Annotated in this window: 26 protein-coding genes; 15 read left to right on the plus strand and 11 right to left on the minus strand. The window is 58.6% G+C overall.

What is annotated here, in order from left to right; genetic code table 11:
• The 8 genes from BSF44_RS07425 to BSF44_RS07460 all read left to right on the plus strand — a co-directional run.
• Nucleotides 1-329: NAD(P)(+) transhydrogenase (Re/Si-specific) subunit beta (locus BSF44_RS07425; protein ID WP_141250009.1), on the plus strand; the 329-nt coding region annotated here is incomplete at its 5' end.
• A 213-nt stretch (nt 330-542) separates the two neighbouring features.
• Complete coding sequence (locus BSF44_RS07430) at nt 543-2,036, plus strand: acetyl-CoA hydrolase/transferase family protein (RefSeq protein WP_095942950.1); 1,494 nt, start codon at nt 543-545, stop codon at nt 2,034-2,036.
• 319 nt (nt 2,037-2,355) lie between these two features.
• A complete protein-coding gene (locus tag BSF44_RS07435) occupies nt 2,356-2,571 on the plus strand; it encodes a DUF1127 domain-containing protein (protein ID WP_008018491.1) in 216 nt (71 codons plus the stop codon).
• Between the two features lie 258 nt (nt 2,572-2,829).
• Entirely contained in the window at nt 2,830-3,039 is a 210-nt protein-coding gene (locus BSF44_RS07440) for a DUF1127 domain-containing protein (RefSeq protein WP_095943055.1), read from the plus strand.
• Nucleotides 3,040-3,181: 142 nt separating this feature from the next.
• Nucleotides 3,182-3,499: a DUF2388 domain-containing protein gene (locus BSF44_RS07445; RefSeq protein ID WP_095942951.1), complete on the plus strand. Its 318-nt coding sequence runs from the start codon at nt 3,182-3,184 to the stop codon at nt 3,497-3,499.
• Between the two features lie 105 nt (nt 3,500-3,604).
• Nucleotides 3,605-3,958, plus strand: coding sequence for a DUF2388 domain-containing protein (locus tag BSF44_RS07450; RefSeq protein WP_095942952.1), 354 nt, complete (start codon nt 3,605-3,607; stop codon nt 3,956-3,958).
• Nucleotides 3,951-4,271 (plus strand): DUF2388 domain-containing protein, encoded by a 321-nt coding sequence (locus BSF44_RS07455; RefSeq protein ID WP_057712574.1) that lies wholly within the window; start codon nt 3,951-3,953, stop codon nt 4,269-4,271. Before BSF44_RS07450 ends, BSF44_RS07455 begins: the two co-directional genes overlap by 8 nt.
• Nucleotides 4,268-6,229, plus strand: a complete 1,962-nt coding sequence (locus BSF44_RS07460; RefSeq protein WP_095942953.1) for a DUF4105 domain-containing protein — start codon at nt 4,268-4,270, stop codon at nt 6,227-6,229. The genes BSF44_RS07455 and BSF44_RS07460 overlap by 4 nt, the downstream gene beginning before the upstream one ends.
• Nucleotides 6,230-6,292: 63 nt before the next feature.
• Here the strand turns inward: BSF44_RS07460 and trpA are convergent, their stop codons facing one another.
• Together trpA and trpB are read right to left on the minus strand one after the other, a co-directional pair.
• On the minus strand, nt 6,293-7,105 hold the full coding sequence (gene trpA / locus BSF44_RS07465) for a tryptophan synthase subunit alpha (RefSeq protein WP_095942954.1): 813 nt from the start codon (nt 7,103-7,105) through the stop codon (nt 6,293-6,295).
• Nucleotides 7,105-8,325, minus strand: a complete 1,221-nt coding sequence (gene trpB / locus BSF44_RS07470) for a tryptophan synthase subunit beta (RefSeq protein WP_008002146.1) — start codon at nt 8,323-8,325, stop codon at nt 7,105-7,107. The genes trpA and trpB overlap by 1 nt, the downstream gene beginning before the upstream one ends.
• A gap of 124 nt (nt 8,326-8,449) precedes the next feature.
• Here trpB and BSF44_RS07475 point away from each other — a divergent pair, with 124 nt between their 5' ends.
• Complete coding sequence (locus BSF44_RS07475; RefSeq protein WP_095942955.1) at nt 8,450-9,343, plus strand: LysR family transcriptional regulator; 894 nt, start codon at nt 8,450-8,452, stop codon at nt 9,341-9,343.
• Here BSF44_RS07475 and BSF44_RS07480 read toward each other — a convergent pair.
• Complete coding sequence (locus BSF44_RS07480; protein ID WP_095942956.1) at nt 9,340-9,663, minus strand: YqjD family protein; 324 nt, start codon at nt 9,661-9,663, stop codon at nt 9,340-9,342. The genes BSF44_RS07475 and BSF44_RS07480 overlap by 4 nt on opposite strands.
• A 157-nt stretch (nt 9,664-9,820) precedes the next feature.
• Between BSF44_RS07480 and BSF44_RS07485 the strand changes: the two genes are divergently transcribed.
• Both BSF44_RS07485 and BSF44_RS07490 read left to right on the plus strand, forming a co-directional pair.
• Nucleotides 9,821-10,036 (plus strand): dodecin, encoded by a 216-nt coding sequence (locus tag BSF44_RS07485; RefSeq protein WP_095942957.1) that lies wholly within the window; start codon nt 9,821-9,823, stop codon nt 10,034-10,036.
• A 121-nt stretch (nt 10,037-10,157) separates the two neighbouring features.
• Nucleotides 10,158-10,379 carry a DUF1161 domain-containing protein gene (locus BSF44_RS07490; protein WP_008045869.1) on the plus strand — a complete coding sequence of 74 codons (222 nt, stop codon included), beginning with the start codon at nt 10,158-10,160 and terminating at the stop codon, nt 10,377-10,379.
• A gap of 68 nt (nt 10,380-10,447) precedes the next feature.
• Here the strand turns inward: BSF44_RS07490 and BSF44_RS07495 are convergent, their stop codons facing one another.
• Complete coding sequence (locus BSF44_RS07495; RefSeq protein ID WP_008045867.1) at nt 10,448-11,449, minus strand: LLM class flavin-dependent oxidoreductase; 1,002 nt, start codon at nt 11,447-11,449, stop codon at nt 10,448-10,450.
• Nucleotides 11,450-11,688: 239 nt separating this feature from the next.
• Between BSF44_RS07495 and BSF44_RS07500 the strand changes: the two genes are divergently transcribed.
• Together BSF44_RS07500 and BSF44_RS07505 are read left to right on the plus strand one after the other, a co-directional pair.
• Nucleotides 11,689-12,120, plus strand: coding sequence for an OsmC family protein (locus BSF44_RS07500; RefSeq protein WP_056726695.1), 432 nt, complete (start codon nt 11,689-11,691; stop codon nt 12,118-12,120).
• 177 nt (nt 12,121-12,297) lie between these two features.
• Nucleotides 12,298-12,531: a DUF1161 domain-containing protein gene (locus BSF44_RS07505; RefSeq protein WP_095942958.1), complete on the plus strand. Its 234-nt coding sequence runs from the start codon at nt 12,298-12,300 to the stop codon at nt 12,529-12,531.
• A 4-nt stretch (nt 12,532-12,535) separates the two neighbouring features.
• On the opposite strand, the gene BSF44_RS07510 is transcribed toward BSF44_RS07505, so the two are convergent.
• Both BSF44_RS07510 and BSF44_RS07515 read right to left on the minus strand, forming a co-directional pair.
• Nucleotides 12,536-12,955 carry a hypothetical protein gene (locus BSF44_RS07510; RefSeq protein ID WP_095942959.1) on the minus strand — a complete coding sequence of 140 codons (420 nt, stop codon included), beginning with the start codon at nt 12,953-12,955 and terminating at the stop codon, nt 12,536-12,538.
• Nucleotides 12,956-12,995: 40 nt separating this feature from the next.
• Nucleotides 12,996-13,418 (minus strand): hypothetical protein, encoded by a 423-nt coding sequence (locus BSF44_RS07515; RefSeq protein ID WP_095942960.1) that lies wholly within the window; start codon nt 13,416-13,418, stop codon nt 12,996-12,998.
• Nucleotides 13,419-13,477: 59 nt separating this feature from the next.
• Here BSF44_RS07515 and BSF44_RS07520 point away from each other — a divergent pair, with 59 nt between their 5' ends.
• A complete protein-coding gene (locus tag BSF44_RS07520) occupies nt 13,478-14,575 on the plus strand; it encodes an aminopeptidase (protein WP_095942961.1) in 1,098 nt (365 codons plus the stop codon).
• On the opposite strand, the gene BSF44_RS07525 is transcribed toward BSF44_RS07520, so the two are convergent.
• The 5 genes from BSF44_RS07525 to BSF44_RS07540 form a co-directional block, all read right to left on the minus strand.
• The gene (locus BSF44_RS07525; protein WP_095942962.1) at nt 14,557-15,786 is read right to left on the minus strand and encodes a nucleoside recognition domain-containing protein; all 1,230 of its coding nucleotides are present in this window, start codon (nt 15,784-15,786) and stop codon (nt 14,557-14,559) included. The two genes, BSF44_RS07520 and BSF44_RS07525, sit on opposite strands and share 19 nt — an antisense overlap.
• A 205-nt stretch (nt 15,787-15,991) precedes the next feature.
• Nucleotides 15,992-17,323 carry a glutamate/aspartate:proton symporter GltP gene (gltP, locus tag BSF44_RS07530; RefSeq protein ID WP_095942963.1) on the minus strand — a complete coding sequence of 444 codons (1,332 nt, stop codon included), beginning with the start codon at nt 17,321-17,323 and terminating at the stop codon, nt 15,992-15,994.
• 285 nt (nt 17,324-17,608) lie between these two features.
• Entirely contained in the window at nt 17,609-17,914 is a 306-nt protein-coding gene (locus tag BSF44_RS30290; protein ID WP_172435317.1) for a hypothetical protein, read from the minus strand.
• A gap of 248 nt (nt 17,915-18,162) precedes the next feature.
• Complete coding sequence (locus BSF44_RS07535) at nt 18,163-18,327, minus strand: DUF1328 domain-containing protein (protein ID WP_095942964.1); 165 nt, start codon at nt 18,325-18,327, stop codon at nt 18,163-18,165.
• A 71-nt stretch (nt 18,328-18,398) separates the two neighbouring features.
• A complete protein-coding gene (locus tag BSF44_RS07540; RefSeq protein WP_095942965.1) occupies nt 18,399-18,686 on the minus strand; it encodes a hypothetical protein in 288 nt (95 codons plus the stop codon).
• A 439-nt stretch (nt 18,687-19,125) separates the two neighbouring features.
• On the opposite strand from BSF44_RS07540, the gene algB reads away from it, so the two are divergent.
• Nucleotides 19,126-20,472: a sigma-54-dependent response regulator transcription factor AlgB gene (algB, locus tag BSF44_RS07545; RefSeq protein WP_095942966.1), complete on the plus strand. Its 1,347-nt coding sequence runs from the start codon at nt 19,126-19,128 to the stop codon at nt 20,470-20,472.
• The last annotated feature ends 5 nt before the right edge of the window (nt 20,473-20,477 follow it).

Raw genomic sequence — 20,477 nt, forward strand, 5'->3', positions numbered from 1 at the left:
TGAACGTGTTGCTGGCCGAGGCCGAAGTGCCTTACGACCAGGTGTTCGAGATGGACGACATCAACTCCGAGTTCGGCCAGGCCGACGTGGTACTGGTGTTGGGCGCCAACGACGTGGTCAACCCGGCCGCGAAGAACGATCCGAAATCGCCGATTGCCGGCATGCCGATCCTCGAGGCGTTCAAGGCCAAGACCATCATCGTCAACAAACGCTCGATGGCCAGCGGTTATGCCGGCCTGGACAACGAGCTGTTCTACCTGGACAAGACCATGATGGTGTTCGGCGACGCTAAAAAGGTCATCGAAGACATGGTAAAAGCCGTCGACTAACCCTCTGCGGCACACGGAACGCCCCGACTCGTCGGGGCGTTTTTGTTTGCGCAAATCGTCGGACAAACTGTCCTTTTGTTACCGATCCGGTAACGGTGTTTTGCTTGAAAGGCCCTGAATAGACGCCTCGATTGCGACCTTGGTAGCGGGACAGAAGCTGGCGCAATTCACTAGACTGCACGTCCTGCTACCTGTTGCCCGAGATAACAATCCATGTACCGTGACCGTATTCGCCTGCCTTCGTTGTTGGACAAATTGATGAGCGCCGCCGACGCTGCCGCCCTGATTGAGGACGGCATGACCGTCGGCATGAGTGGCTTTACTCGCGCCGGCGAAGCCAAGGCCGTCCCTCAGGCGCTGGCCGAGCGTGCCAAGGTCACGCCGCTGAAGATCAGCCTGATGACCGGCGCAAGCCTGGGCAACGACCTCGACAAACAGTTGACCGAAGCCGGTGTGCTGTCGCGACGCATGCCGTTTCAGGTCGACAGTACCCTGCGCAAGGCGATCAATGCCGGTGAGGTCATGTTCATCGACCAGCACTTGTCGGAAACCGTGGAGCAATTGCGCAACCAGCAATTGAAGCTGCCGGACATTGCCGTGATTGAAGCCGTAGCGATAACCGAGCAAGGACATATCGTGCCAACCACTTCGGTCGGCAACTCGGCCAGCTTCGCGATTTTCGCCAAGCACGTGATCGTCGAGATCAACATGGCGCACAACCCGAATCTCGAAGGTCTGCACGACATCTATATTCCGACCTACCGTCCGACCCGTACGCCGATTCCGCTGATCAAGGTCGACGATCGCATTGGCAGCACCGCCATCCCGATTCCACCGGAAAAAATCGTCGCCATCGTAGTCACCCACCAGGCTGACTCGCCCTCCACGGTGCTGGCGCCGGACGCCGAGACCCAAGCCATTGCCGATCATCTGATCGACTTCTTCAAACAGGAAGTGGCAGCAGGGCGCATGACCAACAAACTCGGCCCGCTACAAGCCGGTATCGGCACCATCGCCAACTCGGTGATGTGCGGCTTGATCGACTCGCCGTTCGAAGACCTGACGATGTACTCCGAAGTGCTGCAGGACTCGACCTTCGACCTGATCGACGCCGGCAAGCTGAGTTTTGCTTCGGGCAGTTCGATCACCCTGTCGAGCCGACGCAATGCCGACGTGTTCGGCAATCTGGAGCGCTACAAGGACAAGCTGGTTCTGCGCCCGCAGGAGATCTCCAACCACCCTGAAGTCGTGCGCCGCCTTGGCATCATCGGCATCAACACGGCACTGGAGTTCGATATCTACGGCAACGTCAACTCCACTCACGTCTGCGGCACGCGGATGATGAACGGCATCGGCGGCTCGGGCGATTTCGCGCGCAACGCACACCTGTCCGTGTTCGTGACCAAGTCGATCGCCAAGGGCGGTGCGATCTCCAGCGTGGTGCCGATGGTCAGCCATGTCGACCACACCGAACATGACGTCGACATTCTCGTGACCGAAGTGGGCCTGGCAGACTTGCGTGGCCTGGCGCCTCGGGAACGCGCCCGGGTCATCATCGACAAATGCGTGCACCCGGATTACCGCCAGGCGCTGAATGATTACTTCACCGCCGCGTGCGCCATCGGCGGGCACACCCCCCACATCCTGCGTGACGCCCTGAGCTGGCACATCAACCTGGAAGAAACCGGGCAAATGCTGAAGAAGTAATTGGTACAGATAGCAGCTGGCGCAAACACAGTTTCGTCAGCTTGCCCTTGCCCCTTCCGAATATTAAAAAAACTGTACTGCTGTACTGGTCGTTTCTTTAGGAAAACGCCTACGCTGCCAAGCCAAAACAACAATTTTGCACCTTAATAGTGCAGACAGGTACAGTTGCCTCAATTTAGACCAGTACACCCCCTTTAAACAGTTAACTGAGCTCTTACAATACAGATGAACTGTATCTACAGAGACTAGGCAAACGAGAGGATCATGGGCACCAGTTAAGCCACTACCTAATCCCGCCATAAGCGGAAGGATGAAAACCATGGAACGTACACTCAGTTCCGAACTGTTCTTCGAAGACACCGCTGCAAAAACCCAGGCTTCCCTGCCTCTGCGCGTTATCGCCAACCTGATGCTGTGGCAGCGCCGCATCACCAGCCGCCATCAACTGGCTCGTCTGGATTCGCGTCTGCTGGCTGACGCCGGTATTAGCGAAGCACAACGCTACGAAGAGCTGAGCAAGCCGTTCTGGCGCTAAGTTAGCGTCGCTGGCTCTGACCTGAAGGGTCCACCGCCAGCAACCCGAATTGAAAAAACAAAACCCGTCGTGGGAAACCACGACGGGTTTTGTCGTTTTGGCCTGTCAAATCCGCTCGAACAGTAGAAAACCAAGACACCAGTACAGTTTGTAAAAACAACAAACTGAATGAGTACAATATCATCGCGGTGTGTCTGTAGCGGATATTCGACCGGTGTCAGCATGGAGCTCTCTACTTATCAAGACAGGGACCGCGCCATGAGTTCTTTACAGGATGTTTCCACACCACAGGTTCAATCGAGACCTTGCTTGCGCTGGGTCAGATACCTGTTAACAAGACTCTTCGCTAGTCTGGAAAGGGCGAGAACACGGCGTTTACTGGCTCAACTCGATGATCGTCAGCTATCGGATCTTTGCATCAGCCATGCTGAGCGCATCAATGAATTGGATAAACCGTTCTGGCGCTGACTGCCTGCTTGCATGTCGGGCTGTTCGAATTGACACACTCAGGCCTAATATCAGGTCAGAACGTGGCGAGCGCCAAGCGCCTGGCGTCTGACTTTGCAGACACTGCGCCATCTTCCAATCGGCTTACCCTAGGAGTTACACCATGTCCCGACTTCGCTTGCTCAGCGCTGCAGCCCTGCTTGCCGTAGCAGCCAATTCCCACGCCACCAGCTTTATCGTGACCACCGACGCAGTCGTTGGGGCACTCAAATCCAGTTCCGATGCGACGTCCGACATCACGTCTTCGTTCAAAGATGACAAGATCGTGCTCGCAGCACGTGACGACGCCGCCAGCTTCGTTGCCAGCGAAGGTTCTATCCGCGGGGTGAAACTGGAAAGCGCGCTCGACCATATTCGTCATCAGGCACCCCAGTTGAACGCAACCGATGCACAACTGGCGCAGGCGATCCTGACGATCTGATCGACTTCTGGCCGGGGACACGCTCGACGTGTCCCAATATTTCCGTGCTGGCTCTGGAATGGGCCTTGCGCTAGCCTTGGGACTCACTTTTAACTGTCGAGTCTCATGCGTTTTCTTGCAAATCTGTTGATCACTCCAGTCATGGTTACTGCCGCCTGGTCAGGCTCAGCCCACGCCTACGACGCCTTTAACCTGTCAACCCAAGGGGTCGTGGCCAGTGGATATGCCACAAGCATGGTGACCTCCGCCCCCTTCGACCATAAACTGCTGCTCGCAGCCCAGGATGACGCCGCGGCATTCATTGCCAGCGACGGCCAACTAAGAGGCGCACGACTGGAGTCGGCCCTGCGGTATCTGCGCCGAACCCAGGCAAAACTTCATGCCAGCGACCTTGAACTGGCACAAGCAATTCTCGTCCAATGGTTATCCCTGTTTTTTCTGGAGTCATTCCATGCGTAACCCGCTGATTGCTGCCACCTTAGGCCTGCTGCTGTTGGCCGATGTGGCCCAGGCACATACTCTGGTTGCCACCAGTAATATTCTGATCCGTGCTACCCAGCGCACCCTCGATTTCACCTCCGACACCACCACGTCCATTCGCGATTCGAAAATCGTGCGCGAAGCCCAGGACGACGCCGCCAGTTTCGTTGCCAGCAATGGCGACATTCGTGGCGCTCACCTGGAATCCGCCTTCGATTTGCTGCGCACCCGTGTGCCGGAAGCTCGTGACGCCAGTGACCAGGATCTCGCCGAAGCCATCCTCGCACTGTGAAGCGTCCAGGCGCCTGGCTGCTGGCCGGAGCCCTGTTGCTGCTCGGCAACACGGCCCACGCTGGCCTTCAATTACAGCTCAAGACCGAAGGTCTGACGCCCGCGCAACAGCAAGCCAGCCAGGCGTTGCTCGATGAAGCCATGCAGGCACTGCCGCCACGCTTTGTCGAACAATTGGACCGGCGCATCGATGTCGGCTGGACCGATGACATGCCGAGAAATGCCTACGGTCAGGCGACACTGGTGTCCGAACTCGATCTGAACCGCAACCTGCTGGCCGGCCTCACCGATGGCAGCGCCGCGACCAAGAAGACCCATCGCCCCCATGGCACCGTGCGCCGGGAAATGCTGGCCACGGTGTTGCACGAGCTGACTCACATCTACGATCGCTCACGTCTGTGGCCAAAGGCGGAGCGCACACTGATTCAACGCTGTACCCGACAAGACAGCAGCTCAGGGCTGGTCGGCATCCCCGACCAATGCCGCGGCCAGACCGGCCGCCGCTATACCCTTAGCGATGATCCACGCCTGCTCGACCTCGCCGGCTGGCCGCAATACGTCGGCCGTCGTGGCGAGCGCGAACAGTACAACCGGCAGATCGCGCGCAGCCCGGACATCTACGAGACGAGCAGCCCCAAGGAGTTCGTCGCGGTCAATATGGAGTACTTCCTGCTCGATCCGAGCTACGCCTGCCGTCGTCCCGCGTTGTACCGCTACTACAAAGAACATTTCGGCTGGGCACCCACGGCCAAAGACGCTTGCGGCAAAACCGTCGCCTTCCTCAATGCCGGCAGTGATTTCGCCAAAACACCACTGGGCCAGGTCGATCCTGAACGGGTTTACGCCATCGACTACCTGCTGGCCGAAGCTAACCAGAACTTGTTCAGCTACTGGGGTCACAGCATGTTGCGCCTGGTCATTTGCGCACCGGGCCGGCCACGCGGACCGGATTGCCGACTGGACCTGGACCAGCATCTGGTGCTGTCGTACCGTGCTTTTGTCGGTGATGTGCAGATGTCGAGCTGGAACGGGCTGGTCGGCAAGTACCCGTCGCGCCTGTTTGTCCTGCCGCTTTCCCAGGTCATCGATGAATACACCAAGACCGAGTTGCGCAGCCTGGCCTCAGTGCCACTTAACCTGTCGCGCCGCGAGATCGATGATGTGGTGGAGCACGCCGCCGAAATGCACTGGAGCTACGACGGCAACTACTTCTTCCTGTCCAACAACTGTGCAGTAGAAGGACTGAAACTGCTGCGTAGCAGCACTAACAACCCGCAGCTGGTGGGTCTGGACAACATCATGCCCAACGGCATGCTCGAAGTGCTCAAGGGGCGTGGTCTGGCCGATACCAGCGTGCTGGATGATCCTCGCGAAGCACTGCGCCTGGGTTATCGCTTCGACTCCTTCCGTGATCGCTACCAAGCGATGTTCGACGTGTTGAAAAAGCAGATGCCGATCAAACAGGAAACTGTCGAAGAGTGGCTGGATTTGAAAGCCGCAGAGCGGCGGCAATGGTTCGAACAGGCTGATTTGCGTACTAGCGCGGCATTGCTGCTGCTGGAACAGGCGAGTTTCCGTCGACAGATGCTGCTGGCCCAGGACGAGGTGAAGCAACGCTATCTGGGCGCTCGGGAGCTGAAAAACGGCGGCATGGACAAGGCCAACGAGACGCTGAAGCAGATTCTCGCCAACAGCGGCTTCCTCAGCCGCCCGGCAGAATTGCTGGGGACCGCAGGTTACGGGTTGCCGCAACCAAGCGAGTGGAAGCATCTGGAATCGGAAAGCAGCCAACGCCAGAAGCAGCTCCTGGCGCTGTCCGGGGATCTGGACAAGGAAGTGAGAGCCTTGCTTGAACCGGGCCGTGCCGCCGAAATGGCCGCCAACGAGGCCAACGTGAAGCAGATCGGTGAGCACCTGCGCAAACTGCACAAGGCATCAGGCGGGATAGAGTTGCCTTGATACCGCAACCTTGTGGGAGCGAGCTCGCTCCCACAAGGTTTACAGCGTTCAGGAACTTTACCTTCAGCTGACGCGGGCCTTACGCACACCTTCGGCCAACGCCGAGCAGAGGCTCAGCACGCCATCCACGGCTTGTTCCGGGGAGGTGGCATTGGCGATGTGATCGATCAACGCCGAGCCCACCACAACACCGTCCGCCAGACGCGCGATGGACGCCGCCTGTTCCGGAGTCCGGATACCGAAACCGATGCTGATCGGCAGGTCGGTATGGCGACGCAGACGGGCGACCGCTTCCTCGACGTGTTCCAGCGTGGCGGCACCGGCGCCGGTCACACCGGCCACCGAGACGTAGTAGACGAAGCCGGAGCTGCCGTTGAGAACGGTCGGCAGGCGCACATCGTCGGTGGTTGGCGTGGTCAGGCGAATGAAGTCCAGGCCCGCGGCCTGCGCCGGATCGCACAGCTCGCCGTTATGTTCGGGCGGCAGATCGACCACGATCAGACCATCAACGCCAGCCTCCTTGGCTTCGGCAATGAAGCGCGGTACGCCGTACATGTGGATCGGGTTGAAGTAACCCATCAGCACCAGTGGCGTATCGTTGTTGTCCTGGCGGAACTCGCGAACCATTTGCAGGGTTTTCGCCAGATTCTGTTTGGCACCCAACGCACGGATGTTGGCGAGCTGGATGGCCGGGCCGTCAGCCATCGGGTCGGTGAAGGGCATGCCCAGCTCGATCACATCGGCGCCAGCCGCCGGCAAGCCTTTGAGGATGGCCAGGGACGTGTCGTAGCTCGGGTCGCCAGCAGTGACGAAGGTCACCAGGGCGGCGCGGTTCTGTTCCTTGAGTTCGGCAAAACGCGTTTGCAGGCGGCTCATCAGTGTTTCTCCTGCTTGGATTGTTCCATGTGGTGCATCACGGTCTGCATGTCTTTGTCGCCACGGCCGGACAGGTTGACCACCATCAGGTGATCTTTAGGCAAGGTCGGTGCGCGCTTGAATACTTCAGCCAAGGCATGGGCGCTTTCCAGGGCAGGGATGATCCCTTCCAGGCGGCAGCACTGGTGGAATGCAGCGAGGGCTTCGTCGTCGGTCACCGAGGTGTACTGAACGCGGCCGATGTCATGCAACCAGGCGTGTTCCGGGCCGATGCCCGGATAGTCCAGGCCAGCGGAGATCGAATGGGCATCGATGATCTGGCCATCGTCGTCCTGCAGCAGGAAGGTGCGGTTGCCGTGCAACACACCAGGTACGCCGCCGTTCAGACTGGCCGCATGCTTGCCGGTCTCGATGCCGTAACCGGCGGCTTCAACGCCGATGATCTCGACACTCTTGTCGTCGAGGAACGGGTGGAACAGGCCCATGGCGTTGGAACCACCACCGATGCACGCCACCAGGCTGTCCGGCAGCCGGCCTTCCTGGGCTTGCAACTGCTCGCGGGTTTCCTTGCCGATTACGGCCTGGAAGTCGCGAACCATTGCCGGGTAAGGGTGTGGACCAGCCACGGTGCCGATCAGGTAGAAGGTGCTGTCGACGTTGGTCACCCAGTCACGCAGGGCTTCGTTCATCGCGTCTTTCAGCGTGCCGGTGCCGGCCACTACCGGGATCACTTCGGCGCCCAGCAGCTTCATGCGAAACACGTTGGCCTGCTGACGTTCGATGTCAGTGGTGCCCATGTAGATTACGCAATCCAGACCGAAACGCGCAGCGACGGTGGCAGTGGCCACACCGTGCATGCCGGCGCCGGTCTCGGCGATGATGCGCTTCTTGCCCATGCGCCGCGCCAGCAGGATCTGGCCGATGCAGTTGTTGATCTTGTGCGCGCCGGTGTGGTTCAGCTCTTCACGCTTGAGGTAGATCTTCGCACCGCCGCAGAATTCGGTCAGACGCTCGGCGAAGTACAGTGGGCTTGGACGTCCGACGTAGTCGCGCTGGAAGTAAGCCAGTTCTTCCTTGAATGCAGGATCTTCCTTGGCCAGCTCGTATTCGCGGGCCAGGTCGAGGATCAACGGCATCAGGGTTTCGGCAACGTAGCGGCCGCCGAACGCGCCAAACAGGCCGTTGGCATCAGGGCCGTTGCGCAGATTAGTCTGGGTCATGGGGCGCTCCAGTTGAATGCGTGAAGTGATGCATAAAGAGATAGTGGGCTTCACTCTACCCCTGACGCCCCGACCTGAAAACCGATAAGATCGCCACAACCTGTCAGGAAAACTCACAGATCAAATGAGCCATGACCTTCCTCCGCTGAACGCGCTTCGAGCCTTCGAAGCCACTGCCCGCCTGAACAGCGTCAGTCAAGCCGCCGAACAGTTGCACGTCACCCACGGTGCGGTCAGCCGGCAACTCAAGGTGCTTGAAGAACACCTCGGCTTAAGCCTGTTCATCAAGGACGGTCGCGGCCTGAAACTCACAGATGCCGGGTTGCGACTGCGTGACGCCAGCAGCGAAGCCTTCGAGCGCCTGCGTAGCGTCTGCACCGAACTCACACAAAGCACAGCCGATGCGCCATTCGTGCTCGGTTGCTCGGGAAGTCTGCTGGCGCGCTGGTTTATCCCGCGACTGGGCCGACTCAACGCCGACCTGCCGGACTTGCGCCTGCACCTGTCGGCCGGAGAAGGCGATCTGGATCCGCGAAGACCCGGGCTGGATGCCTTGCTGGTATTTGCCGAGCCACCCTGGCCGGCGGACATGCAGGTTTTTGAGCTGACCAGTGAACGTATCGGCCCGGTCATGAGTCCGCGGTTCGCCGGCTATGCACGACTCAAGCAGGCGCCGGAAACCGCACTGCTGAGCGAACCCTTGCTGCATACCACCTCACGCCCGCAAGCCTGGCCGAACTGGGCGCAACCACGCGGGCTCGACGCCAGGGCGTTGAAGTACGGTCAGGGATTTGAACATTTGTATTACTTGCTGGAAGCCGCCGTCGCAGGTCTTGGCGTGGCGATTGCCCCCGAACCCTTGGTGACGGAGGACTTGAAGGCCGGCCGCCTGGTTGCGCCTTGGGGCTTCAGTGAAACCCCGGCGCAACTGGCGTTGTGGCTACCCAAGCGCGCCGCGGACGGGCGCGCCCGGCAACTGGCGCAGTGGCTCAAGAACGAGCTGCGTCGAGCGGATTAATCACGCTTGCACAACAGATAAGCAGCCAACAGGCCCAATGCACCCACTGCGACACCCGCTGCTGTCCAAGGGTGTTCCTGGGCGTAGTCCCGAGTGGCAATCCCGGTTTCACGGGTTTTGACCTTGACCTCTTCATAGGCATCGGCAAGCAGATGGCGCGAATGCTTCAAGGCATTCTCGGCGTTGCTTTTCAGGGTCTTGAGGGTTTTACGCGACTCGTCCGAGGCGTCGTCCTTCAAGCTTTCCAATGACTTGAGCAGACTCTCGATCTCGGCTTCCATGCTTTGCAATGAGGCTTTGCGTAACGAGGTGTTGGCCATGGTGGCTCTCCTGCATTGGTGATGAGTGGCGTGTGTTGGTTGGGACTTCATGGGTTCGAGAAAGTGCAGAAAATCTGAACTTCACCCTCAGAACGGCCGACGGAAGAAATAGAAAAAATCACTGCTAATCTGTAATTCACACGCCGAGGAGAACGCCATGTCTGACCATCACACCTACAAGAAAGTCGAGCTGATCGGCTCGTCCACCAGCAGTATCGAAGATGCGATCAATAACGCGCTGACCGAAGCCAGCAAAAGCATCAAGTACATGGAATGGTTTGAAGTGACCGAGACCCGTGGGCACATCAGGGACGGCAAGGCTGCGCACTTTCAAGTGACCTTGAAAGTCGGGTTCCGGATTGCCAGCAGCTGACTTTGGACTAGTCTTCTGAACTTGCACGCCGGTCGAATGCCATAGGGAATGGCAAAGCACTACATGAGTGCGTCCGGCTGACGGCTGGTTACCCCTATGATCCGACCAGGGAATGCAACCGATGAAGAAGTTTATGTTGGCAGTAGGTTTGTTGAGCCTTGCGGGGAGCGCATTGGCGGGCGGCAAGCCATGCGAAGAGCTGAAAGCCGAAATCGCAGCGAAACTTGATGCCAAGGGCGTTTCCGGATATTCGCTGGAGATCGTCGATAAAGGTGCCGCTGCCGGCGGGAAAGTTGTTGGCAAATGCGAAGCGGGCGCAAAAGTGATCGTCTATAAAAAGTAGGCCGATTCTCGCCCGAATGAAAAAGCCGACGCCGTGGCGCCGGCTTTTTCATGCCTGCCGTTTGAGTATCAGCCCCGCATGACCTGCGCCAGCAATTCGTAGGAATGCACGCGATCGGCATGTTCGTACAGGTCACAGGTGAAAATCAGCTCGTCAGCCTGGGTCTGCTCGATCAGGACCTCGAGTTTGGCGCGGATTTTCTGCGGGCTGCCGATCATGGCCAGGCCAAGGAAATCGTGCACGGCATCTTTCTCATGGGGCAGCCACAAGCCGTCCATGGTCTTCACCGGCGGACGCTGTACCAGGCTTTGGCCACGCATCAGGGCGAGAATCCGCTGGAACACCGAGGTCGCCAGGTAATCGGCCTGCTCGTCGGTATCGGCTGCAACCAATGGCACGCCGAGCATCACATAAGGTTTGTCCAAAACGGCTGACGGTTTGAAGTGATTGCGGTAGACCCGAATCGCTTCATGCATGTAGCGCGGTGCGAAATGCGATGCGAAGGCGTAGGGCAAACCACGCTCACCCGCCAGTTGCGCACTGAACAGGCTCGACCCCAACAACCAGACAGGCACATTGGTCCCGGTTCCCGGCATCGCGATGATGCGTTGGTCCGGGGTACGTGGCCCGAGGTAGCGCACCAGTTCCGCCACATCTTCCGGGAAGTCGTCGGCGCTGCCGGAGCGTTCGCGGCGCAGTGCACGTGCGGTCATCTGGTCGGAACCGGGGGCACGCCCCAGGCCCAGATCGATCCGGCCCGGATAAAGGCTTTCCAGAGTGCCGAACTGTTCGGCGATCACCAACGGTGCGTGGTTGGGCAACATCACTCCGCCCGAACCGACTCGAATGGTCGACGTACCACCGGCCAGATACCCGAGCAGCACTGAAGTGGCGGAGCTGGCGATGCCATCCATGTTGTGGTGCTCAGCCACCCAGAAGCGGTTGTAACCGAACTTCTCGACATGCTGCGCCAGGTCCAGCGAGTTGCGCAGCGATTGGGCCGCGCTGCCGTTCTCGCGCACTGGCACCAGATCGAGGGTCGAGAACTTGATATCGGACAGTCGTTTCATAAACCTGCTTCTCCAATTGAGGGCGCAGGTTTGTTCTTGCGAACGCAAACCTGCCGAATCCAAAAGCGTGTTCATGCAATGAGGGCATATACCCGAGTTTCAATAGCCTGGTAAAAAATCCTACGAAAAAAGCAGATTGATCAGACGAGATGAACTTTGCGCCACCGTCTATCCTCACAACCCTGGCAAACGAAAACCACGAAGGCGCGACGTTTCGCGCCAATCTTGAGGAGGCAGGCATGGCTATCGTTAAGAAAGCTTCGGCTCATTGGGAAGGTGATCTGAAAACCGGCATTGGCTCGATTTCCACAGAAACCGGCGTGCTCCGGGAAGCACCCTATGGCTTCAAGGCGCGATTCGAAGGCGGCCGGGGCACCAACCCGGAAGAGCTGATCGGCGCGGCCCACGCCGGCTGTTTCTCCATGGCGTTTTCCATGATTCTCGGTGATGCCGGTCTGAAGGCCGATAGTATCGACACCCAGGCAGAAGTCACTCTGGATCAAGTGGACGGCGGTTTTGCGATCACCGCAGTGAAATTGATTCTGAAGGCGAAAATCCCTGGAGCGACCCAGGCCCGGTTCGAAGAGCTCAGCAACAAGGCCAAAGAGGGCTGTCCGGTATCCAAAGTGCTGAATGCGAAGATCAGCCTGGAGGCAACATTGGTCGGCTAGATTTTCGTTGAAAAAAAGATCGCTGCTTTGTGCAATCTACCGGGATCATTCGGTAAAAGGTGCTCAAGGCTGCGATCTTTTTTGCGTCGCGACAGACTTGCCCGTTAAAACTGTGGTCGAATAAATGACAGCAGCAAAAACCACGATTGTGCGTGCTGCCTCAAAGGAGCTTCAACCATGATACGTTTTACCCTGGCGGTTATCTGTTGCGCACTGGCCACTTCGGCTCTGGCGGCACCGAAACCCTGCGAAGAACTCAAGGCCGAGATCGAAGCCAAGATCCAGGCCAGCGGCGTCACTTCCTATACGCTTGAAATCGTCACCAACGACGAGGTACACGACCAGAACATGGTCGTTGGCTCGTGCGAAAACGGCACCAGGAAAATCATCTATCAGAAGAACGACCGCTGACATCTCACATCAAGCAGTAAGACTCCCGGTCTTCAGCAACGATCTCCCGCTTGGCGTTGTACAGCCGGGCGCCGGGGGTAAAGGCGATGGAACGGCCTTCGAGCACATAACGCTGACCGGCTTCGAAATGATCATATTTGATGGTCAGGTAGCACAGCCGCTCCGAAGGGCCGCTCATCATGCCCAACCCACCACCAGGCACTTCAAAGTCGAAACGCACAATCAGTTCATGGCTGCCCGGCGTGACCTCGAAAAAACGCCCGTCGCGCAGGCGTTGTTTATCCAGTCGCTCGGCCATCAACAACTTGTCGTTAGGGAAGGGCGTCGAGAATTCGACCCAGGCCATTTTTGGATTGGGTGTCGGCATCGGGCTTTGACAGCCCGTGACAACACCGACGGCGAGTAACAGCATCAACTTGCGCATGATGGATGTCCCAAGGGATATACATCCAGCATAACGCCGATCAGGTGTGTTGACAGCCTGCCGGCGTGCCCTGGCCAATCACCCTGCGCTGCTGATCGTAGAGCTTCGCCCAAGGCCGAAAGCCGATGTTCCCCGCTTGTAGTTGATAACGCTCACCCGCGTTGAAATCGCTGAATTTCACGTTCAACTGACAATCGCGCCACAACGGCTCGGCGTCAGGGCCAATGTTGGTAGGCTGGACCGAGAATTGGTAGCGGACCGTCAACTCATGACTACCGGGATGAACCTGGAAATAGCGTTTATCGTCGGTGATCCTGTTATCGACCTCCAGCGCCTGCAGCGCCGTATCCTCTTGCTTCGAGTCCAGGTCGATCCAGGCTTGCGCAGGATCATGGCGGGGTATTCCGAAACCAGCACAGCCGGCCAGCATCAGCAGGCCTCCTGTCAGTATCAACATGCGCATAGCGGAGCTCCAGTCTGGCGGGATAGTCTTGCGGAAAGACTCTCCAAGGAAGAATTATTGTGATCAGGCCGCTTCCTAGCCTTGGGTTACTTGATCGCGTTTTTCGCGTTTTGTTTCCGAGCCTGTTGTTTTTGTTGCTCAACGGCTGCACCAGCGCCAGCTATTACAGCCAACTGGTCAGCGGCCAACTTCAGTTGCTGCGGGCCAGGGAGCCGGTTTCCAGCGTGATTGCCAACCCGGCGCGCGACCAAAAACTGCGTATACACCTGGAGCAATCGCAAAAGGCCCGAACCTTCGCCAGCCAGCAATTGCACCTGCCGGATAACCAGAGTTACCGCTTGTACGCGGACATTGGGCGTCCCTTCGTCGTCTGGAATGTCTTCGCTACGCCGGAATTTTCCCTCAAGCCCATAAACCACTGCTTCCCCATTGCCGGTTGCGTGGCCTATCGCGGTTACTACAACCAGAGCGCAGCCCGCGGCGCAGCGGCTTTGCAACGCTTGCAAGGCATGGACGTGTCGATTGGCGGCGTCGAGGCCTATTCGACACTCGGCTGGTTCAACGACCCGATCATCAGTTCGATGATGGGCTGGGGGGATGAACGACTGGCCACGCTGATCTTTCACGAACTGGCCCATCAACGCGTCTATGTGAAGGACGACACGGAGTTCAACGAATCCTTCGCCACCTTCGTCGAGCAGGAAGGTACTCGCCAATGGCGCGCCTACCGCCACCTGCCACCGGACAACAATGCGCAGGCACGTCAGCGCGAACAGTTCACCGAGTTGGTGCTCAACACCCGCACCCGACTGGAGAAGCTCTACACCTTGCCGCTGCCCACCGAACAAATGCGCCAGCGCAAGGCGGCCGAATTCGAGCGCTTGCGCAACGAATACCGGCAATTGCGCGACAGTCAGTGGGCCGCAGACAAACGCTACGACGCCTGGATCCATGCACCCATGAACAATGCCCGGCTATTGCCGTTTGGCTTGTACGACCAATGGGTGCCGGCATTTGGCGCGCTGTTTCATCAGGAAAATGGCGACTGGCTTAAATTTTACGCCGCCGTGGAAAAGCTTGGCGCCTTGCCGACGGACGAGCGCAAGGCCACGCTGAAGGCTTTGGCTGACGGAGCCAATCAACCAAAGAACCAGTAGCAAACCCCGATCGCGCCCAGCACCCCGGCAAGCTCGGCCAGCAATGCACAACCGACGGCATGGCGTGCGCGCTGGATACCCACGGCGCCGAAGTACACCGCCAGGACATAGAACGTCGTTTCGGTACTGCCCTGGACCGTTGCCGCCACCAGCGCCGGGAAGCTGTCCACGCCCGAGGTCTTCATGGTTTCAATCAGCATCGCCCGGGCGGCGCTACCGGAGAAGGGTTTGACCATCGCCGTCGGCAGGGCGTCAACGAAACGTGTGTCCCAACCGGCCCATTCCACCAGATGACGGATCCCGTCCAGACCGAAGTCCAGAGCCCCGGACGCGCGCAGTACGCCCACCGCGCAGAGCATCGCCACCAAGTAGGGCAGCAGGTTCCTGGCGACGTCAAAACCCTCTTTGGCTCCTTCAACGAAGGCCTCGTAGACCTTCACTTTGCGCAGCGCGCCGATCATTAAAAACAGCATGATCAGGCCAAACAGCGTCAGGTTGCCGAGTATCGATGACAGGCCGGCCAGCGCAGTCGCCGAAAGGGTCGCCAGCAACGCCATGAAACCACCGAGGGCGAGGGCGCCGGGGATCAGGTAGGCCAGCACCACCGGGTCCCAGATGCGCAATCGCTGCATGAATGCCACCGACAGGAAGCCGACAATGGTCGAGCAACTGGTCGCCAGCAGGATCGGCAGGAACACCAGCGTCGGGTCAGGCGCGCCTTGCTGGGCGCGATACATGAAGATCGTCACCGGCAGCAGGGTCAGCGAGGAGGCGTTGAGCACCAGGAACAGGATCTGTGCGTTGCTGGCGACGGTCGCGCTGGGATTGAGTTCTTGCAGCGCTTTCATGGCCTTGAGACCGATCGGTGTGGCGGCGTTGTCCAGGCCCAGGCCATTGGCGGCGAAGTTGAGGGTGATCAGGCCGATGGCCGGATGGCCCGGCGGGACTTCAGGCATCAGGCGCAAGAACAGTGGCCCCAAGGCCTTGGCCAACCATTCGACGATGCCGGCTTTCTCGGCGATGCGCAAAAAGCCCAGCCAGAGGGTGAGGGTGCCGAACAGCAGCACCATGACTTCGACCGACAGCTTGGCCATGGCAAAAATGCTTTCCACCATCGCCGCGAATATCCCGGCGTTGCCGCCAATCAGCCACTGGGCCAGCGCCGATACGGCTGCCACGATGAAGAAGCCAAGCCACAGGCCATTGAGCATCAGTCAAATCCCCCCAAAAGATCCGCGAATGATAGCGGGGTGGCCAGAAACGACAAACCCCGGATTTCTCCGGGGTTTGTTTGTTACTGCCTGCGCTGCTCACTGTAGGAGCGAGCCTGCTCGCGATGAGGGCGGTACATTCAACATCTCTGTTGTTCGAAATTGCGCTATCGCGAGCAGGCTCACTCCTACAGGGGGATTTGTGTCAGTTGCTGGAAACTTCGCCGGCTGGCAGCTTTTCCTTGCTGCGCCAGTGCGGCAGGGAGTTCCAGTAGCGCTGGCCCTTGGCGTCGTCGTACATGCCTTCCCAACGAGCGATAACCAGAACGGCCAGGGCGTTGCCGATCACGTTCAGTGCGGTACGGGCCATGTCCATGACGCGGTCGACACCAGCGATGAACGCCAGGCCTTCCAGCGGAATACCGACGCTGCCCAGGGTGGCCAGCAGCACCACGAAGGACACGCCCGGTACACCGGCGATGCCTTTGGAGGTGACCATCAGGGTCAGTACCAGCAGCAGTTGCTGGCTGATCGACAGGTCGATGCCATACAGCTGGGCAATGAAGATTGCCGCGATACTTTGGTACAGGGTCGAGCCGTCGAGGTTGAACGAGTAACCGGTCGGCACCACGAAGCTGCAAATGGCCTTCGGCGCGCCGTAGGCTTCCATCTTCTCGATCACTCGCGGCAGCACGGTTTCAGAGCTGGCGGTGGAGTAGGCCAGTACCAGCTCATCCTTGAAGATGCGCATCAGCTTGATCACCGAGAACCCGAACAGACGAGCGATCAGGCCCAGGATCACGAAAGCGAAGAAGGCGATGGCGACGTAAACCAGGATCACCAGTTTGGCCAGCGGTATCAGCGAGGCGAAGCCGAAGTTGGCCACAGTCACCGCGATCAGTGCGAACACGCCGATCGGGGCGTAGTTCATGATCATGTGAGTGACCTTGAACATGCTTTCCGATACGCCCTGGAACATCTTCACCAGCGGCTCGCGCAGGTCTGCCTGCAGGCTCGACAAACCGAGACCGAACAATACGGAGAAGAAGATGATCGGCAGCATTTCGCCGCGAACCATCGCCGCGAAGATGTTCGACGGGATCAGGTTGAGGATGGTTTGGATGAACGCGTGTTCATGCTGAACCTCGGCCGCCGTGGCCTGGTACTTGGAAATATCCACAGTGCCCAGGGTGCTCATGTCGATGCCGGCACCCGGATGGAACAGGTTGGCCAGCAGCAGACCGACCACGATGGCGATGGTGGTGACGATCTCGAAGTAGATGATGGTCTTGAAGCCGATGCGCCCCAGCTTCTTGGCGTCACCGACGCCGGCAATGCCGACGATCAAAGAGGAAATGACGATCGGGATCACGATCATCTTGATCAGACGGATAAAGATATCGCCTGCCGGTTGCAGAACGTTGCTGATCCACCAGGCTTTTTCGGCACTGAAATGGTTGAGCAGCGCACCGATTGCAATCCCCAATACCAGACCGATGAGGATCTGCCAGGCGAGGCTAAGCTTTGCCTTCTTCATATCTTTACCCTTACTTATTGTTTGACTCAGGGAGATGCGCGAACTGGAACGCTTATGGCGAAAAAGTCCAGTGCATCTGCCCCCCGTATAAGGTGCCCCGGAGCTCGTGTTTGCAGCTCTCTGGCAGGCGAAAAAAGGCGCAACTATTCCGATGCAAGGGAGCGCCGTCTAATGCCGTAAACGCCTACCCCATGCCGAATCGGCATGAGGTTTTTTTAGCGAAACGCGCGTCCCAACCGGTTCGAATACGACATTTCGGCAGGCATAAGTGCCGTGAACCGGCCATCACAGAGCAGATTGAATATTTTTTGAGCAGTGGCCGAGCGTTGGTTTTTCAGCAAAATCCCGCAGGACGAAGGGAAAAATCGCGGCCAAAGAAAGGTGATTTTTCTCGATATACGGTCGCAGATGAAACACCGGGAAAAGTATTTTCCGACGTAACAAGGACAAGGACGAGAAAACAGTGATGAAACGGGACGAGCGCTCTATTTCAAAGTGTTGCTTGATCAAGCCCTTCGCAAGCTCGTCGAGCCTTGGCGGTCCGACGAACTTGCGCAGCAGCTTTTCCTGACCCGGCCCTTGCGCAGGCACTCCCTGTACCTGTAGGTCACTCCGCCCCTGAAACAGGCAGAACGTCCCGACCCCTTGGTCATGCGCCGACCCTCCTCAGGTGGCGCAGGTGGAAAGAGGCGCTGTGACCTCCTTCGTGTACAAATTCTGTCCTGCCAACAAGCCCTGCATGCGCAGGTCAGGCATGCCGGGGAAACGCCAGCCCGCATGCCATGGCACTACCGCCCAACAGCAGGGCGGCTGCCAGTGTCTTGAACACCCCTCTCATATCAGCCTCGACCGCGACGGCCAAAGAAGAAGGAGGCAATGAACATCACCAGGAACACGATAAACAGAATCTTGGCGATACCCGTGGCGGTGCCCGCGATACCACCGAAGCCCAGTACAGCGGCGATGATGGCGATGATCAGGAATGTGATTGCCCAGCTCAACATGGTGATTCTCCTTACGCTTCTGTTTAGAGGTGCTGCGTTTTCCCGGCGCATGGGTGCGGCGGAAGTTTTGCCTAGAACACCCAACGCTCTTGATGACGTATCTCACCCACAGGCCCGGCCTGGTCGACATCCATCATGCGCGTCGGGGTGCTATCGGCCTGCTCGCGGCTGACAGCGCTGAAATGGGTTTGGGCCGGATGCGCAATCGACAGGCATGGAGCTTCCGGCTGCCGGCTCAGCTCCCAGCGCAGAAACTGCTGGCCGCCGATCAGGGTGATCAACAGCGCCAGAACAGCAAACAGTCCTTGCTGGATATGCACAGGCCAGAGGTGCAGGTGGGCGGCATGTTGACGTTTCATCCTGGAGCTCCTGCCACTGGGGGTCGGTATTCGATAGCGGGCGCTTGTTTATGAATGCCCTGGTTAACCAGACAACTGCAGGGCGCATGCCAGCCTTGATTCGAAAGTATTTCCTTTAATATCAATGTGTTATTAGCATCAAAGAAACCACTCCGCGCGCATCCTGCACGATGCCCCTTGTGCCGTCGTGCGTATTGCACGATTGAATTGAAGGAAGGCTTAAATTTTTTGAATTGAGAGGAGGGTGCGCAGGTCAGAGACTCACGCTAACCGCCGGCAGAGACCGGGTATCAATCAAAAGACCCGCAAAATCATGTGGCTAACCGATGCATCGGATGAGAGCTACTCTGCCTGAACAGGAAAGGCTCAGAATCAATCATGCAACTTGCCCGATTTCTCCGGGACTAAATTAAGATCTTTCATTAAGGAGCGTAGGAAAATGGAATCCGCCACTGAGCATCAAGGCCGCATTCTGCTGGTGGATGATGAGTCCGCCATCCTGCGTACTTTCCGTTACTGCCTCGAAGACGAAGGCTACAGCGTGGCCACCGCCACCAGCGCCGCGCAGGCAGAAGTCTTGTTGCAGCGGCAGGTCTTCGACCTGTGCTTCCTCGACTTGCGCCTGGGTGAAGACAACGGCCTTGATGTGCTGGCCCAAATGCGTATCCAGGCACCCTGGATGCGGGTGGTGATCGTCACTGCCCACTCAGCCGTCGACACGGCAGTGGATGCGATTCAGGCCGGCGCCGTCGACTATCTGGTCAAACCGTGCAGCCCCGATCAATTGCGGCTGGCAGCCGCCAAGCAACTGGAAGTGCGGCAACTTTCGGCGCGACTGGAAGCCCTGGAAGGCGAGGTGCGCAAGCCCCAGGATGGTCTGGACTCCCACAGCCCGGCCATGAAAGTGGTACTCGAAACCGCCTGCCAGGTTGCCACGACCGATGCCAATATCCTGATTCTGGGTGAGTCAGGTACCGGCAAGGGCGAACTGTCCCAAGCCATTCACGGCTGGAGCAAACGCGCGAAAAAATCCTGCGTCACGATCAACTGCCCGTCGCTGACCGCCGAGCTCATGGAAAGCGAACTCTTCGGCCACAGCCGCGGCGCCTTCACAGGCGCCAGCGAAAGTACCTTGGGGCGAGTCAGCCAGGCCGACGGCGGAACGCTGTTTCTCGACGAGATCGGCGACTTTCCCCTGGCATTGCAGCCGAAGTTGCTGCGTTTTATTCAGGACAAGGAATATGAGCGCGTCGGTGATCCGGTGACCCGCCGTGCCGATGTGCGCATCCTTGCGGCCACCAACCTCATCCTTGAGGACATGGTGCGCGACGGTCGCTTCCGTGAAGACCTGCTCTATCGCCTGAATGTCATTACCTTGCACCTGCCACCGCTACGCGAACGCCGCGAAGATATTCTCAACCTGGCCGACCGCTTCCTGGCGCGCTTCGTCAAGGAGTACGCCCGTCCCGCGCGCGCCTTCAGCGACGAGGCCCGGGAAGCACTGCTGGGCTATCGCTGGCCGGGCAACATCCGTGAGCTGCGCAATGTGATTGAACGGGCAAGCATCATCTGTCCGCAGGAACGGGTCGAGATCAGTCATTTGGGCATGGCCGAAACCCCGGTCAACAATGCACCGCACATCGGCGCGGCGTTGAGCCTGGAGGAGCTGGAAAAGGCTCACATCGGGGCGGTCCTCGCCACCGCCGACACCCTGGATCAAGCGGCGAAAACCCTCGGCATCGACGCCTCGACGCTGTACCGCAAACGCAAGCAGTACAACTTGTGAGCATT

It is taken from the genome of Pseudomonas sp. ACN8, assembly GCF_002303925.1.
Classification (GTDB): Bacteria; Pseudomonadota; Gammaproteobacteria; order Pseudomonadales; family Pseudomonadaceae; genus Aquipseudomonas.